Below are 18507 nucleotides of genomic sequence, written 5' to 3' on the forward strand. Positions count from 1 at the left end.
CAATGGAAACGAAGATCATCGAGGCCCTTAATCAGGCACAGACAGGCATTGCGCTGTTTGATGCAGACGAACGGATTGTCTTTGCCAATCCGGCTTGGGAACAATTGATCTCCGGAATTGCCGAGGAAGACCTGATCTTCAATGAGACCGAACTTGCCGATGGCGGCATGCTTTCAGTGTGCTTCGTCAAGCCGCAAGTCCCTCAGTCCGAACGTCTTGAAGCGGCCAGCTCTGCCAATGATGCCAAAATCGGCACCGTCATCATTGCCGATGACAGCGAAAGCAACCGCATGGTGGCACGCCGCATTCTGCAGGCCGAGGGATATGGCATTGTCGAGGCCAGCAATGGCCAGACGGTGCTGAACATGCTCAAGCGCGGGGTGAATGCCGACCTGATCCTGATGGATGTCGAAATGCCCGATATGGACGGGCTGCACACCACCCGCCGCATCCGCCATATGAGTGGTCCGGTTTCGCGCACGCCGATCATTGCATTATCCGCCCATCAGTCGCGTGACTGGAATGTTATTGCCCGCCAGTCGGGTGTTGATGATTTCATCAACAAGCCCATCCAGCGGCAAAAACTGATCAAAACCATGCAGGAACTGATCACCCGGCGCAGCGGCACCACAGGCGATCCGAACGCAGCCCAAAAACGCAGCAAGGGCGCACGGATCGGTCGTCCGTATCGCCCAGAATCCCTGACCAGTCCGGTTCTTGATGTGCGTATTCTTGAACAGCTTTACACCGATGCCGGGGATGAAGGTGCGGGATGCGGCATCGAGATTTTCATCAATGAAACGGAATCCCGTCTGGTCAAGATCGATAAGGCCCTGTCAGAGGATGACATGACCACGGTGCGCAACGAAGTTCATGCGCTTAAAAGCACATCCGGCACCTTTGGATTGCGCCAGCTTTCCGAACTTTGCGAAACCACCCAATCCGTATTCGAAGACAATGACCCGGATGAAGACCGCCTGCTGTCACTCTCGCGCCAAGTGGTGCAACTGGCCCCGACGGCCCTGACTGCACTCAATCTGTATCGCAGATCACGCAGTATCAGCAGCGCGCCACATATCTGATCCATCCACTTCAAGCCAGATTTGCCAGACCATCAGCGCCCAGACACTAAGCGCCATATCCAGATCTTTGCCCGAAACAGCACGCTTCCAATACGCCGTCTTGTGACCCTGCGTAATGGCGACATCGGCGAAGATCGCCTCAAGAATTCGGTTCTCATCCCCCCACAGATATCGGGCAACACCCAAAAGCCACGTCGCGACGGGCGGATTAAACCCGATTTTGTGGTGTTGAACATGCCCCGCTGGCAGATAGGGGGTGATTGCCTGACGCCACAGGGGTTTGGGACCGTATTTAAGGTGTTGCTTGGCTGGCACTGCCGCGGCGATGCGCACAACATCGTGCCCCAAAAGCGGCAAGCGATATTCAAGCCCATGGGCCATCCCGCAACGATCCGACATCAAAAGCTGATTGCCCGGAAGCGTCACATCGCGATCAAAATGCATCATCGCGTCTGTCAGGCTGCCACCTATATCAGGATGCTGCGCAATTCTGGCGTCGCATTCGGGCATCACACACCGGTTGTTCCAGAAGGCGAAGGCATGATTGCGCGCCCCTGATCCACCAGCAAGAAAGCGATGAAATTCTCGTCGACTGTCCGCGCCATACAGCTTTGCCGTCAGTCGCCTAATCGGTCTTGGCACATGGCGCCAATATGTCTCGTAAAGCTGTGCGGCCCGATATCGCGGATAACCACCAAACAGCTCATCCCCGCCATCGCCTGACAGACATACTTTGACATCCCTGCTCACCGCTTTTGCAAGGCATCGCATCAGAACAATCGACGGATTGGCAAACGGCCCACCAACACTGCGCAAGGCCGCCACAAGCTCCTGATAGATGTCCTCTGGCTGCGTCGGGGCTGCAACGACATGCAGTTCTTGGCCGAGATGCCGACAGAGTTTTTGCGCAGCCTCCGTTTCATCAATGGCCGGATCATCAAACCCCGTCACGAATGCCTTGGGAATACTCTGTCCGCGTTCGCGCGCAATATCGCACGCCAATGCCGCGACACCCGCACTATCCAGCCCCCCCGAAACCAGACATCCCAATTCGCAATCCGCATCCATCGCGTCGGCAACCGAATGACGAACAGCAGACAACAAACCGCCCGCCGTCGGCATCTGCAAAGCCTTGTCGGCCCGATATGCCGGGTGCGCGATGTGGCCTGTGGAAACCTCGCCCGCCTGCCAGCGCATGAGCGTGCCGGGCGGAAGAAGTTTTATGGCCTCTTTCCCGGTGTTCGGTGCAGGCACAAACAGATGGGCAAGATATGTCGATTTGACTCTCTCATCACGCACCAGCGGAGAAATTGCAGAAAACGCCGGTATCTCTGATGCAAAGGCAATATGACCGTCTGGACGGCTCAAAACATAGAGCGGCTTGATGCCCAGCGGGTCACGCGCCAGCCACAGGCAGGATTGCGCCACATCCCACAATGCAAGCGCATATTGCCCCGACAAGGTTTGGAGTACCTGTGCAGGATCATTTCCCTGCCGGATTGCGCCGGACATCAACTGCAGAACAAGTTCCGCATCATTCCGGGTTTGGAATGCCAGGCCGTCGCGGGTTGCCGCCTGTATCCTGCACCGATGTCCCCCGATATAGCCGTTGAAAACCAGAACAAATCGCCCGTCCGTGCTGATAAGCGGTTGGTTGGCCTGCCCCGTCAGATCGGTGGTGGCAAGGCGTACGCAGCCAAGGGCGATCTTTCCATTTGGGTCAGACCAGACACCCGAACCGTCCGGCCCCCGATGGGCAAGACGTTGGAGCATCGCATCCACGGCACTGTGATTTTCTGGTTGGGTTGAGCCCGAGATGCCACACATGGATGCCCTGCTTAATTCCGGTCGCTGAGGCTTTCAGGATCGGACCGTTCAACTTCGCCCGCGCCACCTGCCAACCGATTTTGCAGGTCGCGCAGGACAAACAGCCGCAATGCACTCGACAAGTTGCCTTCGCGGTCGGTATCAATTTCGACAACCAGTTCGGCCAATGTCATGGCGCGACGCTGTGCAATGCCGACCAGTTCTTCCCAGAAGGCATCTTCAAGCGAAAAACTCGTCCGGTGGCCGGCAATTGTCACTGATCTTTTACGAACGGCATCTTCCATCGGTGTTTAAATCTTTAATTCCGGCGCAAAAACGACCATGATTTCAAAAGCTTTCCGCCATGATAGGGCATCGACATGAAATTCATACATCTTTCCGACCTTCATATTCTGGCGCGAAATGATGTGTCGCGCTTGCCTGATGCGGCCGCGACACTCCGCAAGGTCATTGACGAGGTAAACACCTATCACAGCGACGCGGAAATCTGCATCATCACCGGCGACATCACCCACCGAGGGACGCCGGAACAGTATGAAAATGCTGTCGATATTTTATCTGATCTTGCCATTCCCTATCTGATTATTCCGGGCAATCACGACATCCGCGAAGCATTTTGTGATGCCTTCCCGACAACGGAAACCGACACCCATGGCTTTGTCAATTTCGGGCAAACCTTCAACGGCGTGCGTTTTGTCATGATGGATAGCATCGTGCCCGGCCATCATCACGGCACGCTTTGTGCGCAACGCCTTGACTGGCTGCGCGACGAACTAACGGCACATCGGGACACGCCATCCTTCCTGTTCATGCATCATCCGCCGATGGCAATGGGCCTGCCATTTATGGATACCATTCGCCTGGATGCCGAAGACGCACTTGGTGAAATCGTATCAAGCAACCCGCAAATCAAACATCTGTTCTTTGGCCATCTGCATCGCCCGGCAACAGGTACCTGGCTGGGCGTCCCGTTTGTTTTGGGCAACAGCACCCAGTCGGGTGAACCGCTTGATTTCCGCCATGAAAAAGAAGAAGAGCTTCAGGACCCCAACCCGCTTGGGCCGGGCTATGGCATTGCCTTTGCCGATGCCAAGGGCGGGCTTCGTTATCACTTCAATTTCGTGAAGTTCGATATGCAATTGTGATCAGTCGGCGTTACTGGCCTGATCCCATTCCGCCAGAACAACCGGGTCACTTTCGATTTTAGCGTGAATGTCCTTGAGACTGGCAAATTCAGCAGCACTCATCAGTTGCGACAGGGCCCAGACCGCACTGGCACGGATCAGGGCACTTTCATCTGATAGCAGATTTTCAATGCGCGGGATCAGGCGCGGCGCCTTGCTATTGCCGGCTGCAATCAGAACATTGCGCAGGAACTTCGCCCGACCGATGCGCTTGATCGGCGATCCGGTAAAGAACGCCCGAAACCCGGCGTCATCCAGATCAAGGAAATCGGCCAACCTTGGTGCCGTCAGTTCGACGCGCGGGATAAAGGCCAGTTCTTCGGTCCGGCTGGCAAACTTGTTCCACGGGCACACGGCCAGACAATCATCACAGCCATAAATGCGATTGCCCATCGGTTTGCGGAATTCCCGCGGGATCGGCCCGTCATGTTCAATCGTCAGATACGAAATGCACCTGCGCGCATCAAGCTTATAGGGGGCCGGAAAGGCATCGGTCGGACAGGCCGACAGGCATTTGGTGCACGACCCGCAATGATCGACTTCCGGTTCGGCTTCCGGCAGATCAAGGGTCGTAAAAATCTCGCCCAGAAACAGCCAACTGCCAAATTCGCGCGACACAAGGTTGGTGTGCTTTCCCTGCCACCCGATCCCGGATGCCTGCCCCAACGGCTTTTCGAGAACCGGCGCAGTATCGACGAAAACCTTGACCTGTTCCGCCCCGCCCGACTGTTCAATAACCCAGCGTGCCAACTGCTTCAGGCGCTTTTTGATCAGGTCGTGATAGTCCTTGTTCTTGGCATAAACCGAAATCATCGCCCGGTCGGGATGATCCAGCAGTGCCATCGGATTTTCCGCCGGGCCATAATTACTACCAAGGACAATCACTGATTTGACATCGGGCCACAGCATTTCCGGGTCGCGCCGGCGCGGCAGGCGTTCAGGATCATTCATCCACGCCATCGAACCGTATTCACCACCCGCGACAAATTCATCAAGACGTTGCTGATTACGCGCATCAATTTTCGGACGCGCCACACCACAGACATCAAAGCCGATTTCACGGGCTTTGGCCTGAAGCAGTTCAAACGTGATATTTTGGCGCGTCCTGGTGGTCATGGCATCCGTTCAATCATCCGGCCTGTTTATTCTTTGGCGCGTTATATCGCCTTCCAATCATAACGCAAAAGGCCGCAACATGATGCTGCGGCCTTTTTAACAAACTCATAAACGCAGGCTCTAGCCCCGCCCGCGATACGGGGCCACGCCCTGTTCGGGGATCCAGACACCTTCGGGTGCCGGTCCGGTCTGGTAGAACACGTCGATCGGAATCCCGCCGCGCGGATACCAATACCCCCCGATACGCAGCCACTTCGGATCAAGGGTTTCGACAATCCGCTTGCCGACCTTGATCGTGCAATCTTCATGGAAAGATCCATGGTTGCGGAACGACGTCAGGAAAAGCTTCAGCGACTTGCTTTCAACCAGCCAGTCACCGGGCACATAATCAATCACCAGATGGGCGAAATCCGGCTGGCCGGTGATCGGGCAAAGGGATGTGAATTCAGGTGCGACAAACCGCACGCAATAATCGGTTCCGGCCTGAGGGTTTTGTACGCGTTCCAGAACCGCTTCGTCTGGCGATGCCGGCTGTTGGGTGTCACCGCCCAGCATGGTCAGGTTGTCGTAGATGGTTTGATCAGCCATGGCTTAGTCCTCGATAATCGGCATGGGATCGATGTCCCCGCCTTCCTGTCCGGCATGGAAATCGCGCGCGAAGGCGTCCATGCGTCCGTCGGCAATCGCTTCGCGCATGCCACGCATCAAGTCCTGATAATAAGCAAGGTTATGCCAGGTCAGCAGAACCGCACCGAGGATTTCCCCCGCCTTGATCAGGTGATGCAGATAGGCACGCGAATATTTCGTGCAGGCCGGGCAGCCGCACTGATCATCCAGCGGACGATCATCATCGCGATGGCGGCCGTTTTTAAGGTTCAGCGTCCCGCGATGGGTAAAGGCCTGTGCATTGCGCCCGGACCGGGTCGGCAGCACGCAGTCAAACTGGTCAATGCCGCGCATCACCCCACCGACAAGATCGGACGGCTTGCCAACCCCCATCAGATAGCGCGGCTTGTTGGCAGGCAGCATATCAACGCAGAAATCAAGCGTATCAAACATGATCTGCTGGCCTTCGCCCACCGCAAGACCACCAACCGAGTGGCCCGGCAGGTCGAGCTCAGCCAGCTTTTCGGAGCTTTCACGCCGCAGGTTTTCAAAAACGCTGCCCTGCTGAATGCCATAAAGCGCATAGCCCTCGCGGTTAACAAACGCATCCTTCGACCTCTTTGCCCAGCGCATCGACATCTGCATGCTTTCGCGCGCTTGCTGTTCGGTTGCCGGGAACGGGGTGCATTCATCAAACGCCATGGTGATGGTCGATCCCAAAAGATGCTGGATTTCCATCGAGCGTTCGGGTGTCAGGTTGAACTTGCGACCATCGATGTGGCTTTTAAACGTCACACCTTCTTCGGTGATCTTGCGCAGCTTCGCCAGTGACATCACCTGATACCCACCGCTATCGGTCAGGATCGGCTTGTCCCAGTTCATGAATTTGTGCAGGCCCCCCAGACGTGCGATGCGTTCTGCACCCGGACGCAGCATCAGGTGGTACGTATTGCCCAAAAGGATCTGCGCACCCGTGTCGGCAACGTTTTCCGGCAGCATGCCCTTCACCGTGGCGGCCGTCCCCACCGGCATGAAAGTCGGCGTATCAATCACGCCGTGCGCGGTGTGGATGCGCCCCAGACGGGCCTTGCCATCCTGGGCAAGCAATTCATAGCGAAATTCGGTCATCGGTTCTTATGTCCGTGCATCAATTTTGTTGGCGCATTCAAGCAGGCTGCAATCGCCATAGGAATAAAAACGGTATTCGTTGTCGATAGCGTGCTGATAGGCCGCCTTCATCCGCTCAAACCCGGCAAAGGCCGACACCAGCATAAACAGGGTCGAACGCGGCAGGTGGAAATTGGTCAGCAACATATCCACTGCGCGGAATTTATAACCGGGCGTGATAAAGATGTCGGTCTCTGCCTCGAACGGTTCAACCACCCCGTCCTCGCGCGCCGCACTTTCGAGCAGACGCAGAGACGTGGTCCCGACCGCAACCACACGCCCGCCATTGGCGCGGGTTTCGTTGATCAGATCGGCGATTTCCTTGCTGATCGAACCCCATTCGGCATGCATCTTGTGATCATCGGTATCATCGACCTTGACCGGCAGGAAGGTACCCGCCCCGACATGAAGCGTAATCGTCCGGCGATTGATCCCGCGCGCATCCAGATTGGCCAGAAGTTCCGGGGTAAAATGCAAACCCGCCGTCGGGGCTGCCACCGCGCCATCCTTTTGGGCAAAGATGGTCTGATAATCTGATTTATCCTGATCATCGCCACCGGCGTCACGCCGGATATAGGGCGGCAGCGGCATCACGCCGTATTTTTCGAGTGCCGCAATCAGGTCAGCACCGGATTTGTTAAAGCGCAGGGTCACTTCGCCGCCGTCCTTCTTGGCAAGAACTTCGGCTTCGAATTCGTCATTGACCTTGAAGGTTTCCCCGATGCGCAGCTTCTTGGCCGGTTTGGCGAAGGCCACCCAGGTGCCAAGGCCTTCCTGTTTATGCAGGGTAACCTCAACCTTGGCATCCCCACGTTTGCCAAACAGGCGGGCCGGGATCACACGCGTATCATTTGAAATCAGCAGATCACCGGAACGCAAAATATCGGGCAATTCGCGCACGATGCGGTCCTGCATTCCTTCGCCTGACAAATCAAGCATACGGGCAGCATCACGCGGATTGGCCGGATGTTCGGCAATGCGTTCGCGCGGCAATTCAAAATCGAACAGATCGACTTTCATGGATCAGGGAAATTCCGCTCAATTAAAAAAACAAATGAAGGGGCGTGTTATGCGCCCCTTCAGAAGAAATCACAAGGTCACGGACGGCATATCTGATACGCCTTAGGGTCCAAACCGATATCAGCCGCGGGCCGGTTCCGCATCAGTGCGCGGTGTAATCACCGTCATCAAAAGACGGAACGGCGCCAGACAGGTAAGCGCCATGATCATCTTGGCAGCGAAATCACCCATCGCCCAGGTATCCCACGGAAGACCCGTACCGGCAAACGCGATCGAGAAGAACAAGGCGGTATCAACCGCCGACCCGATGCCGGAAGACACCAGCGGTGCTTTCCACCAGCTTGCACGGCGCAGTTTGTCAAACACGGTCACATCAAGCATCTGGGCAATCAGAAACGCCGAACCCGATGCGATGGCAATGCGCGTATCCGCAACGATCAGGGACAGAACAACCGCCAGCGCAAAACCGGCCAGCACGACAACCCGTGCCGCCGCCGCACCGCGGGCACGGTTGGTCAGGTCCGTAACAAGGAAAGCGACCGGATAGGTAAAGGCACCATAGGTCAGCCAGTCCGCCAGAACGCCGGGCAGCGGGTATTCGACCAGAATGTTCGATGCAACAACGGTCACCGCCATGGCGAGGACACCGAAAATGATCGCTTTCATCTGTTAGCCCTTCTCATCAAATGAACCCACGCATAACAAAACTCGCGGCCCACCATACTGGGCGACGATCACGAACGGATTCTGTGTAACTTTGGTGCGGCTGTTTACGCGCAGACCAAGGTCCGGTCAAGGAAAAACGGCGATCAGGAAAACCTGATCGCCGCTGCAGATCGCTGCAAGTCGCCCCGGGGAAAATGGGGCGCCGCGCCGCGAAACCATATTCGTTTTAAGTTACAGCATGATGCCACGAATGGTGAAGAACAGAAGCGCGCCGAGGAAGGCACCGGCCGGAACCGTCACCACCCACGCGGTTGCAATCGTCACCGCATAGCGACGACGCACCAGAAGACGCTTGCGCATTTTCTTCTCGGCCTTTTCGGCCTCACTCGGGTCAATCTGACGAAGCGCTTCGATATGTTCATCGCCCTGTTCGTTTTCCGGACGGTCCACCAACATCGGCGATGCGACCTTACGACGGCGATGCGACAGGCTTTCACGCAGGAAACCAACCCCGAACACAGCACCAACCGCAATGTGGGTCGAACTGACGGGAAGACCCAGTGCAGATGCGACAATCACCGTAAGGGCCGCCGACAATGCCACGGTATAGGCACGGATCGGATCAAGCTTGGTGATCTTTGATCCAACCGTCTTGATCAGTTTCGGACCAAACAGGATCAGACCGGCAGAAATACCAAGCGCGCCGATGACCATCACCCAGATCGGGATCGGGGCCGAGGTCACGATCTGACCGCTATCAACACCGGAAACAATGGCGGCCAGCGGACCAATCGCGTTGGCAACATCGTTCGAGCCATGCGCAAAGGACAGCAAGGCTGCTGAGACGACAAGCGGAATGCGAAACAGCGATGCGATTTCCTTGCGACGGCCGGTCATGCTGGCCGAAGCACGGAAGACGGCCTTGCGAACCGGGATCACGGTCAGGAAGAACGCGGCAACACCAATGGCGATCACAACCGGTGTTTCGGCCTTCCAGATTTTCTTCACACCCTTCATCATCAGATACATCGTGAAGGCCGAGACCATAACGCCGACCAAGATCGGAACCCATTTGCGTGCAGCGGTCACGCGGTCTTCGGTGTAAAGAATGCGGAATTTGATAAAGGCCAGGAACCCGGCAGCAATCAAACCACCCAGAACCGGCGAGATCACCCAACTTGCGGCGATTGTGCCCATGGTCGGCCAGTTTACCGCCCCAATGCCAACGGCGGCCATACCAGCCCCCATGACACCACCAACAATCGAATGCGTGGTTGAGACCGGCGCGCCAAACCAGGTCGCCAGGTTCAGCCAAAGGGCCGCGGCCAGAAGGGCTGCCATCATCGCCCAGACAAAGGTTTGGGCATCGGGCATTTGGGTGGGATCAATAATGCCGTTCTTGATCGTGCCGACAACATCGCCACCGGCAATGATCGCACCGGCGGCCTCGAATATGGCCGCAATCAAAAGGGCACCAACCATGGTCAGCGCCTTGGAACCCACCGCCGGACCAACATTGTTGGCAACGTCGTTGGCCCCGATATTCAGCGCCATATAACCACCGATAACGGCGGCGGCGATCAGGAAGCCACTTTGCGGCAGTCCGCCCATGTGAAAGGCGACAAACGCACTACAGGCAAGCAGGAAGACAAGTGCCAGACCAAGCTTCGCACTGATCGATGCTGTTTCACCCAGCCCCGCATCCATGCGTTTTTGCCACTTGAGATCCTTATCCAGAGCAGTTTTCTTTACCGACATAATCAACCGTTACCATCAAAGGGAATCGACGGGCGGATCATGTCGAAGCCGGACCTCTTTGTTAAGGTTTTTTTGCTGTTTTATGACGACCTTCGGATAAGTCTTTGAGGATAAAGAAAAACGGCCCCACAAAACGGGGCCGTTTTCCAACATTTTCAAGGGATTTGATATCAGCGACCGAACTGGTTCAAAAGCCCCTTCAGCAGGCCTTTGGCCGCATCCTCGGCAGAGCCGCCACCAGAGCCACCCGTTCCCGATGAATCATTGCTTGATCCGCTGCCGCCCAGTGCCTTGTCGATCAGGTTGTCGAGAACCCGAACGGCAACCTTGTCCATGCGTCCGGTGATGACCGGATCATCGATCTTGCCTTTGGCATAGACGCTGAACGGCGGCAATTCTTCGATCTTTTCGGAGAAATCGAAATCAGCCTGCGTATCCATCACCCAGCGCGGCAAATCAAGGGTCGCATCCGCATCCGCTGTGCCGACCCGCGACAGTGCTTCGACACGGGTGGTTTTGGCAATGCCGTTAGTGATGGTCATGTCGGCTTCAAGCGATTGCATGAGATCGTTGTTGCCAACACCTTCAACCACCATGGCCTGCGGGCCCTGACGCAGAAGTGCTTCGATATTCAGGCGCGGATCCGGCGGCCGTTTATCGGCATTACTGAACCGCACATTATTCAAAACCAGATTGGCTGTACCGTTCAGGGCCGACACCAGACGGCGGGATGTATTGCCCTGCGCATTGGCATCAAATGTCAGTCCCAGTCCGCCAAGGATGGTGTCACTTGCCACCCGGATCGGCACCAGACTTTCGATCCGCGCACTGTCCAAACGACCGGCAAGGGCCAGTTTGGGCACATCAGTGTTGCGCGCATCAAAGGTGCCGTTAATCGCAAGATCCCCCTGCCCCAGAAGCCCGGTAAAGCTCGGAATGCTGAGAAGCCCGTTAACCAACGTTGCCTTCAGATCCGGATTGATCAGGCTGTAGGTATCGAAATCAAGCTGATCCAGGGCAACCGCAATATCAGCATCAATCGAACGAAGGGCCGAGACATCAATCACGGTGTCATCCCACGGCGTGCCGTCGCGGGCATCAACGCGCGTAACCATCGTGGTTTTCGGCAGATTGAACGCTGCCTTGCGCGGGCCGCTGCCCATACCGGGCATCAGGCTTGCACGCTTTTCTGCTGGCAGGAACGGATCCACCACAAGCTTGCCACCGGAAAGTGCGACAGAAAGCTTGGGCTGTGCCTGTGAAGCATCAAAGCGCACGTTGCCCGACGTTTCAAATGCGCCGAGGATAAGCTTCAGCCCATCGACCGCGACATTCTGCGCATTGCCCTTCACAGTGCCGGAAACTGCCAGTCGGCCGAGATTGCCCGATGGCGTGTAGGTTGGTGCCAAAAGCTCCAGCGCACGGTTCAGGCTGGATGCCTGAACGGCAAGCTTGCCATCAATGCCGGGATTGCTGCCGAGCATTTCCGAGACAACGCCATCAAGAGCAACCTGCAAAAGCGGGTTGGACACATCAAGTGCAACCGTCGGCCCGGTGACCGGGCCATTCAGGTCCAGATTTGCCTGAACACTCTTGTAACTGCTTGCCGGTGCCGGGAGGGTAATACCCGTCAGCTTCGCCAGCGGCTCCAGCGTTTTGGCCGTGATACGCACGGACAAATTATCAAATGCCGGCACATCGGCCGAACCGTTGAATGCGCCCTTTGCACTGGCGGCAAGACCAGCTGCATCGGCAACCGCAAAATTGGTCAGGGTAATATTCGGACCATTAAGGCTGCCATCAATTGAAATGCCACGCACCGACACACCAGAAGAGATGATCTCATCAGCGGCCAATCGGTAATTGGCGGCCATGCCTTCAAGGGGTGCCAGCGCATCCTTGATGATCTTGACCATATCCTGCTTGGCAGCAGACGCATTGCCCGCATCCGATGAAGATGATGCCGCACCGGTCGATGCATTGCCGCCCGCCTCAGAAGTCGTAGAGACGGAAACTTCGGCATCCGGCGCAGCCGCGATATACTGATCAAGGTTGATCCGGTCGAGCTTCAGACCAATGCCCAAGGCAGGCAGGCCCGATCCGCCGAGATTGGCAACAACAGCCCCGCGAATGGCGGTGTCATCGACGCGAAGATCAAGATCGGAAATATTGAGTTGTTCGGATGTGCCCTTGATCCCGCCGGTCAAGGAGAACCGGCGCAGACGGTCGGCACGAATGCCGTCGACATCAACACCCAGCCAACGCATGACCGCACGAATGTTTTCGGATGCCACTTCATAGCTAAGTGCGGCACTCAAGTCCGGCGTATTACCGGAAATGCTGCCAAAGACAGATACATCTGTCCCGCCGGGAAGACCGGCAGAGACTTCGTTCAGCGTGATCTTGCTATTGGCAATTGCGGCGTTGATCCGCGCATTATGGACCGGCGTCTGGTTGTAGATCAGGGTTTCGACTTCAAAATCGATCGACGCCTTCAAATCCGCCGGGATCGCCGGTGCATTGGCAGCACCGTTTTTCTTGACCGAGCTTTGCGACGGGATCGATTGTGCGCCACCTGCCGCGTCGCTTGATGCTTCCGGCGCGCTGTTGGCGTCACTGGACGCAGGCGATGCGCCTGTATTGCCCATATCGGCCAGAACAAGGATGCTATCAAGATCAAGCTGATTGAAGCGAAGCGCAACATCGGCATTGAGGCTCGGTTCCTGATCGATGGCAATCGCGCCAGATCCGCGGGTTTCACCAAACCGGATCGAAAGATCATTGAGCGTTACCGATTTGGCATTGGCCGTGATGTGCCCGCCAAGATCAAACGGCTTGGCCGCTATATCGGGAATGTCGGCATCGTCGCCGGCAATCCGAAGGGCGGCTTCGCGCAGGTCATCGAAATTGCCATCAATCTCGCCGTCGAAACCGGGATTATCCGTTGAAAGATCGACACGTCCGGCAACGGTGACACCGCCATCGACCTCGTCAATGCCCAGTTTCAGGCTAACCGGGAACGGTGCAGTCTGGCTGATCTGCCCGACATTCATCGCAAATGTTAGCGGAATACCGCGATAGAAAACATACCCTTCACCCTCCATCGGGCCATTCAGGGTCTCTGCCGATATGCCAAGGGTAAGCCCCTCGATCCGTTCTTCGGAGCCCGGCGCGCGATAGATGATGGTCGCGTTTTCAATTTCCAGACGGTCGACCTGAATGGTGCTGGCGAAATCACTGTCGGTGCTGTCCGTAGCATCAGCCTTGCCCTCGGCGCTCTCGGCTGGTGCCGGGGTGGTTTCAGTACCTGTACCCGGCGTGCTGATCGTTCCCGCGTCCGGGCCGGAACGTGCGGCCTGCGCTGGGTCAAATACCAGATTGTTCGAACCATCTTCAAAGGTCTCAATCGCGATCACCGGATTGATCAGGCTGACTTCGGTCACCTGCACATTGCCGGTCAAAAGCGGCATCAGCGCAACGGAAACCCGGACCTCGTCAATCGACACCATTTCGGCATCCTGTGCGCCCGGTACATTGCCAAGGCTGACATCCGTTGCCGACAGGGATGGTGACGGGATCAGCGACATCGACAGATCGCCCGCAAGATCAAGCTCACGTCCGGTCGCCTCGCGAACAGCCTGGCTGACCTCGGCCTTATAGCCATTCCAGTCAATCAATGACGGAATGATCAGCAACGCGGCGACAAGAACCACGAGAAGTGCACCAATTGCGACAAGGATTTTTTTCAACAGTCAGGCTCCGCTAGATCGCATGGTCGCCCCGCCCAAAAAGGCCGCGACCCACAAAGGTTTGATTTCTTGTTCGAAAGCATAAGGCTCGTGATGACTCTCGCAACAGAAAATGGCCAAAGATTAAAGCTAATTTCAGGCAAGCTTGATCCATCCGTAACGCCGGGATCGTGCGATGAGTTCCATCGGCACCATCTTCATGTGTGTCAAAGCAGGGCTTTGATCAAGCATCGGGCAGATATTGCACTGTTTTGAAAAATTAAAAATAGAACCGGAATACCCGGAAAGAAAACCTTTAACGCCATTTGCGAATTTACCAAACGGCGAAATACGTAGTTTAAAATCAATTGGATGGTGGAAATCGGCCTCCGAAATGATACATTTTATAAAACAGAAAAAGAATTCAATCCTGACTTTCATTCCACCCGGATGATCGTTGTACGCAATCGCGACAGGGAGGATTAAAATGACCGATACAATAATCGAAACGCCGGAAAAAGCGGTCGACGCCGGTCAACGCGGAATCGTTGTACGCACCATCACCACCGACCAATCAGGCGCCTGGCTGCAAGCAGGCTGGCGCGATTTCAAACGAACCCCGGCCATCGGCCTGACCTATGGGGCGTTTTGCACCATTGCCGGTTGGCTGATCGTGCTCAGCATTTTCCGTTCTGGTGAACCTTATCTGACCTTGCCACTTGCGGCGGGCTTTATGCTGTTGGCACCTGTGCTTGCGGTTGGACTTTATGAAACCAGTCGCCGTCTTGAGATGGGCGAAAACGTTACCCTGTGGCACAGCCTGAGTGGTTTTCGTCGCAATCCCGGCCAGATCGGCGCCATCGGTGTTTTGCTGATGTTGTTCTTTTTGGCGTGGACACGCATTGCGATGTTGCTTTTTGCCCTGTTTTACAACGGCACCATGCCATCGCTTGATGTGCTGGTCTGGCAAACCTTCTTCTCGCGCGATGCAATCACCTTCCTGATTACCGGCGGTTTGCTGGGTGGGGTGTTGGCGGTGATTGCCTTTGCGGTATCGGTGGTATCGATCCCGCTTCTGGTTGATCGCGATGTCGATGTGATTACCGCCGTTATCATCAGCGTTTCGGCGTTTCGCAAAAACTGGAAGGTTTTGATTGGATGGGGGGCCGTGATTGCCATCCTGTCTGCTTGCGGGATGGTCGTCTTCCTGTTCGGGCTTGCCATCACCATGCCGCTTCTGGGCTTTTCAAGCTGGCATGCCTATCGCGGGATCATCGATGAAAGTCAGGCTGAAGTCGCCCGCCTGCGCCGTCAGGTTCCGTAAGCATCTTTCTGCTAACTGATCTGTAAACGCCGCCCATTCCAAGGGCGGCGTTTTTTGTTGCGCAAATTATTTGCGCAGAACCGACGCATGCATGGGAACAAATATCTCGACCAGCAGTTTAAGCTTTGTGGCGATTGACCTGCGTATAAGGCAGCGAGATATCGATCACGCACCCGCAAACTTCACTGGCGTCGTTGCCATAAATTGTCCAAGATCAGTCGGCAACAGATCAGCATCTGGCAACCATCTGCATTTACGAGTTATTTTTGATCATGCATCAAGCCCGTGCGCTCCGCCACGTTATCGCCGTTTCCGCATCCCTGTTCGCGCTGCTTGCGGGTACCCAAGGGGCTTTTGCACAAACCAATACAGCCGATGGCCCGCAATCTACCCGGACCCCGGATGACAAATGGGGTGTATCGCTTTCGGTTGAAAACGATCTGTTCACGCCGACAAACAGTGATCAGCATTACACCAACGGTGTGCGGCTTGCCTTTATCTCGCCAGAGGATAATGCCCCGGCGAGCTTTCTGAACGTTGCCAAGCAAATCCCGTTTTTCGCATCCGAGGGGCGCATTCGCACCAGCTATTCTTTGGGCCAGACCATGTACACGCCCGACGACATCACGGTTGCTGAAAATCAGCCCAATGACCGCCCATGGGCCGGGATGCTGTATGGCACGGCGGGGCTTTTGTCGGATACTGGTCTGCAGAAAAATGGATCGGATAGTAACTATTCGCGCATTGATACGCTGGAACTGACCCTTGGCGTGGTTGGTCCGGCATCGCTTGCCGATGAAACGCAGTCGTTTGTGCATAAGCAAATCAATAGCCCCCACCCCGAAGGCTGGGACAATCAGATCAAGAACGAACCGATAATTGGCCTGACCTATGAACGGAAATATCGTGGCTGGTTCGAAGCCGATCTGTTGGGTGTTGAATTTGACGCCACCCCGCACGGGGCCGTGACGCTGGGCAACGCCTTTACCAATGCGGAACTGGGCACGATGTTCCGGATGGGCTTTGACCTGCCGGCTGATTATGGCCCGCCGCGCATCCGCCCCAGCCTGCCGGGATCGGATTTCTTTGTTCCCGACACCGAAGGCTTCCCGCTGAGCGGTTATGTCTTTGCCGGTTTTGCCGGGCGTTATGTGGCGCGTGACATCACCCTTGATGGCAACACCTTTGCTGACAGTGCTTCGGTCGATAAGGAACCATGGGTTGGTGATTTGCAGATCGGTCTTGCCGTGATCATCGGTCAGGCGCGCCTGACCTACACCCATGTTTATCGCACCCCGGAATTCACCGCCCAAAGCGGGGCGGACCAGTTCGGGTCGCTTTCGCTTTCCTTCCGGTTCTGATCCGAAAACAAAAACGGGGCCAAATGGCCCCGTTTTCAATGAGATATCCCTATTGGTCTGATGATATCAAAGACCCGGGATCAGCTTGCCCGGATTCATCAGACCTTTGGGATCAAGGGCGTTTTTGATCGCCCGCATGACGGCAATGGTGTCTTCGCCATGCTCTGTCACCATGAAATCAAGCTTGCCATAGCCAATGCCATGTTCGCCGGTGCAGGTGCCGCCAAGTTTAAGCGCCCGTTCGACCATGCGCTTGTGCAGACGGTTGGCTTCTTCCATCTGGGCCGGATCCTCGGGATCCAGCAGGATCAGGGTGTGGAAGTTGCCATCGCCGACATGACCGATGATCGTGCAGGTCAGCGGGCTGGCATCGCAATCAGCACGGGTTTCAGAAATTGCCTCGGCCAGTTTGGAAATCGGCACACAGACATCGGTCGGCATGCCGGCCTTGCCCGGTTCAAGCTGAAGCGACGCGTAATAGGCCTTGTGACGTGCGGCCCAAAGCTTGTTGCGGTCTTCCTGGCGGGTGGCCCACTGGAATTCCTCGGCACCGAATTCCTCGGCAACCGATTGGACGAATTCTGCCTGTTCCTTCACCCCGGCTTCGGTGCCATGGAATTCGAAGAACAGGGTCGGGGCTTCCTTGTGGTCCAGCTTGGAATAGTTATTCACTGCACGGACCTGCAACGGATCAAGGAACTCGATACGGGCGACAGGAATGCCAGCCTGGATGGTCAGGATGACGGTGTTAACCGCATCTTCCACCGTCGGGAAGGCGCAGACGGCGGCCGACATCGCCTCGGGGATACCATACAGCTTCAGGCCGATTTCGGTGATAACACCCAGCGTTCCTTCGGAACCGACAAACAGACGGGTCAGGTCATAACCGGCTGATGATTTACGCGCGCGGTTGGCCGTTTTGATGATTTTGCCATCCGGGGTCACCACGGTCAGGCTAAGGACGTTTTCACGCATCGTGCCATATCGCACCGCATTGGTACCTGACGCACGGGTCGCCGTCATCCCGCCGATGGAGGCATTGGCACCCGGATCAATCGGGAAGAACAACCCGGTATCGCGCAGATGATCATTCAGCTGTTCACGGGTCACACCGGCCTGAACGCGGCAATCAAGATCCTCGTTATTAACCTCAAGGATGTTGTTCATCTGTGAAACGTCAATGCAGATACCCCCACGCAGGGCGGCGACATGCCCTTCAAGCGACGAACCGGTACCAAACGGCACAATCGGAACTTCGTGCGCAGCACACAGCTTGACCACCTCGGCCACTTCCTCGGTCGAGTGGGCAAAGACCACAGCATCCGGTGGCGATGCTTCATGCCAGCTTTCGTCCTTGCCATGCTGTTCAAGCACGGATGCGGCCGTCGAAAGCCGATCACCAAGCATCTCGCGCAAGGCGTTGATCAGACTTTCCGGGGTTTCGATACGTTCATATTCACGAACTGACATGATTTTACTCTTTCGGCCTGTGTGGTCCTGATGGCGGCTGTCGCTTCCCGGTGCGCCTCAAATCTGTGGGGAAGACAGCACCGGATAGAAATTTGGCAAACACCCTACGCCGAGATGCCCGAAATTGGTATTACCTTTTGCCCAAACCTTGCAAAAAATTCTTACGGTCGGGATCTGAAAAGGATGTGGAGATATCGC

Annotated in this window: 15 protein-coding genes; 4 read left to right on the forward strand and 11 right to left on the reverse strand. The window is 56.0% G+C overall.

Features of this window, described 5'->3' with window-relative positions; all coding sequences use genetic code 11:
• Positions 1–2 precede the first annotated feature (2 nt).
• Positions 3–1082, forward strand: a complete 1080-nt coding sequence (locus IT893_RS14305) for a response regulator (RefSeq protein ID WP_064779562.1) — start codon at positions 3–5, stop codon at positions 1080–1082.
• Here the strand turns inward: IT893_RS14305 and asnB are convergent.
• Positions 1050–2909 carry an asparagine synthase (glutamine-hydrolyzing) gene (gene asnB / locus IT893_RS14310; protein ID WP_197145570.1) on the reverse strand — a complete coding sequence of 620 codons (1860 nt, stop codon included), beginning with the start codon at positions 2907–2909 and terminating at the stop codon, positions 1050–1052. The two genes, IT893_RS14305 and asnB, sit on opposite strands and share 33 nt — an antisense overlap.
• An 11-nt stretch (positions 2910–2920) precedes the next feature.
• Positions 2921–3193, reverse strand: coding sequence for a ribbon-helix-helix domain-containing protein (locus tag IT893_RS14315; RefSeq protein ID WP_197145571.1), 273 nt, complete (start codon positions 3191–3193; stop codon positions 2921–2923).
• A 75-nt stretch (positions 3194–3268) separates the two neighbouring features.
• Here IT893_RS14315 and IT893_RS14320 point away from each other — a divergent pair, with 75 nt between their 5' ends.
• Positions 3269–4054, forward strand: a complete 786-nt coding sequence (locus IT893_RS14320; protein WP_197145572.1) for a phosphodiesterase — start codon at positions 3269–3271, stop codon at positions 4052–4054.
• Here the strand turns inward: IT893_RS14320 and queG are convergent, their stop codons facing one another.
• The 8 genes from queG to IT893_RS14360 all read right to left on the reverse strand — a co-directional run bounded on the left by queG (position 4055) and on the right by IT893_RS14360 (position 14595).
• Positions 4055–5209 carry a tRNA epoxyqueuosine(34) reductase QueG gene (gene queG / locus IT893_RS14325; RefSeq protein WP_197145573.1) on the reverse strand — a complete coding sequence of 385 codons (1155 nt, stop codon included), beginning with the start codon at positions 5207–5209 and terminating at the stop codon, positions 4055–4057.
• Positions 5210–5329: 120 nt separating this feature from the next.
• Entirely contained in the window at positions 5330–5797 is a 468-nt protein-coding gene (gene queF / locus IT893_RS14330; RefSeq protein ID WP_120224514.1) for a preQ(1) synthase, read from the reverse strand.
• 3 nt (positions 5798–5800) lie between these two features.
• A complete protein-coding gene (tgt, locus tag IT893_RS14335) occupies positions 5801–6943 on the reverse strand; it encodes a tRNA guanosine(34) transglycosylase Tgt (protein WP_197145574.1) in 1143 nt (380 codons plus the stop codon).
• Between the two features lie 6 nt (positions 6944–6949).
• Complete coding sequence (queA, locus tag IT893_RS14340) at positions 6950–8002, reverse strand: tRNA preQ1(34) S-adenosylmethionine ribosyltransferase-isomerase QueA (RefSeq protein ID WP_197145575.1); 1053 nt, start codon at positions 8000–8002, stop codon at positions 6950–6952.
• Between the two features lie 120 nt (positions 8003–8122).
• Positions 8123–8668, reverse strand: a complete 546-nt coding sequence (locus IT893_RS14345; RefSeq protein ID WP_064779569.1) for a VUT family protein — start codon at positions 8666–8668, stop codon at positions 8123–8125.
• Positions 8669–8899: 231 nt separating this feature from the next.
• Positions 8900–10426, reverse strand: coding sequence for an inorganic phosphate transporter (locus IT893_RS14350; protein WP_040822812.1), 1527 nt, complete (start codon positions 10424–10426; stop codon positions 8900–8902).
• Positions 10427–10596: 170 nt separating this feature from the next.
• Positions 10597–14175, reverse strand: coding sequence for an AsmA family protein (locus IT893_RS14355; RefSeq protein WP_197145576.1), 3579 nt, complete (start codon positions 14173–14175; stop codon positions 10597–10599).
• A 135-nt stretch (positions 14176–14310) separates the two neighbouring features.
• Positions 14311–14595, reverse strand: coding sequence for a hypothetical protein (locus IT893_RS14360; protein WP_197145577.1), 285 nt, complete (start codon positions 14593–14595; stop codon positions 14311–14313).
• 46 nt (positions 14596–14641) lie between these two features.
• Here IT893_RS14360 and IT893_RS14365 point away from each other — a divergent pair, with 46 nt between their 5' ends.
• Both IT893_RS14365 and IT893_RS14370 read left to right on the forward strand, forming a co-directional pair.
• Positions 14642–15478, forward strand: a complete 837-nt coding sequence (locus IT893_RS14365) for a DUF2189 domain-containing protein (protein ID WP_197145578.1) — start codon at positions 14642–14644, stop codon at positions 15476–15478.
• Positions 15479–15750: 272 nt separating this feature from the next.
• Positions 15751–16839, forward strand: coding sequence for a lipid A deacylase LpxR family protein (locus IT893_RS14370; RefSeq protein ID WP_197145579.1), 1089 nt, complete (start codon positions 15751–15753; stop codon positions 16837–16839).
• A 66-nt stretch (positions 16840–16905) separates the two neighbouring features.
• Here IT893_RS14370 and IT893_RS14375 read toward each other — a convergent pair whose 3' ends face one another.
• On the reverse strand, positions 16906–18309 hold the full coding sequence (locus IT893_RS14375) for an FAD-linked oxidase C-terminal domain-containing protein (RefSeq protein ID WP_197145580.1): 1404 nt from the start codon (positions 18307–18309) through the stop codon (positions 16906–16908).
• Positions 18310–18507: the final 198 nt, after the last annotated feature.

The organism is Thalassospira sp. A40-3 (genome assembly GCF_015871485.1).
Taxonomy (GTDB): Bacteria; Pseudomonadota; Alphaproteobacteria; order Rhodospirillales; family Thalassospiraceae; genus Thalassospira; species Thalassospira tepidiphila.

Coding starts and splice junctions, on each gene's coding strand:
- IT893_RS14305 (WP_064779562.1), top strand. CDS start 3: ATGGAAACGAAGATCATCGAGGCCCTTAATCAGGCACAGACAGGCATT.
- asnB (WP_197145570.1), bottom strand. CDS start 2,909: ATGTGTGGCATCTCGGGCTCAACCCAACCAGAAAATCACAGTGCCGTG.
- IT893_RS14315 (WP_197145571.1), bottom strand. CDS start 3,193: ATGGAAGATGCCGTTCGTAAAAGATCAGTGACAATTGCCGGCCACCGG.
- IT893_RS14320 (WP_197145572.1), top strand. CDS start 3,269: ATGAAATTCATACATCTTTCCGACCTTCATATTCTGGCGCGAAATGAT.
- queG (WP_197145573.1), bottom strand. CDS start 5,209: ATGACCACCAGGACGCGCCAAAATATCACGTTTGAACTGCTTCAGGCC.
- queF (WP_120224514.1), bottom strand. CDS start 5,797: ATGGCTGATCAAACCATCTACGACAACCTGACCATGCTGGGCGGTGAC.
- tgt (WP_197145574.1), bottom strand. CDS start 6,943: ATGACCGAATTTCGCTATGAATTGCTTGCCCAGGATGGCAAGGCCCGT.
- queA (WP_197145575.1), bottom strand. CDS start 8,002: ATGAAAGTCGATCTGTTCGATTTTGAATTGCCGCGCGAACGCATTGCC.
- IT893_RS14345 (WP_064779569.1), bottom strand. CDS start 8,668: ATGAAAGCGATCATTTTCGGTGTCCTCGCCATGGCGGTGACCGTTGTT.
- IT893_RS14350 (WP_040822812.1), bottom strand. CDS start 10,426: ATGTCGGTAAAGAAAACTGCTCTGGATAAGGATCTCAAGTGGCAAAAA.
- IT893_RS14360 (WP_197145577.1), bottom strand. CDS start 14,595: ATGAAAGTCAGGATTGAATTCTTTTTCTGTTTTATAAAATGTATCATT.
- IT893_RS14365 (WP_197145578.1), top strand. CDS start 14,642: ATGACCGATACAATAATCGAAACGCCGGAAAAAGCGGTCGACGCCGGT.
- IT893_RS14370 (WP_197145579.1), top strand. CDS start 15,751: ATGCATCAAGCCCGTGCGCTCCGCCACGTTATCGCCGTTTCCGCATCC.
- IT893_RS14375 (WP_197145580.1), bottom strand. CDS start 18,309: ATGTCAGTTCGTGAATATGAACGTATCGAAACCCCGGAAAGTCTGATC.